1 protein-coding gene is annotated in these 355 nt (G+C 46.8%); it reads left to right on the top strand.

The window, feature by feature from the left end; all coding sequences use genetic code 11:
• Window positions 1-355, top strand: a 355-nt coding sequence (locus ACYVTD_RS18190) for an ABC transporter ATP-binding protein (protein ID WP_461249008.1), incomplete at both ends; no start/stop codon positions are given.

Below are 355 nucleotides of genomic sequence, written 5' to 3'. Positions count from 1 at the left end.
TGTATCGGGCTTGTGGGCAAAAACGGCTCCGGCAAATCAACAGCCGCAAAATGTATCTGCGGTTTTGTACGCCCCGATTCGGGGACGGTTTCCTTTAACGGCAAGGATATGGCGGATCTTTCCATTATGGAAAGGGCGGAAAAAATAGGCTATGTTATGCAAAACCCTAATCAGATGATTTCCTTTCCTATGATTTACGATGAAACCGCCTTTGGGTTAAGGACAAGGGGCGTGTCGGAAATTGAAATAAAGGAACGAGTTCACGAAGCTCTGAACGTGTGCGGCCTTTATTCTTTCAGAAATTGGCCCGTTAGCGCCCTAAGTTACGGGCAAAAAAAACGCCTAACAATCGCCT

It is taken from the genome of Treponema sp. R6D11 (assembly GCF_054786075.1).
Note: the sequence above shows the minus strand (reverse complement) of the source record. Positions and strands in the feature narration are given on the sequence as shown.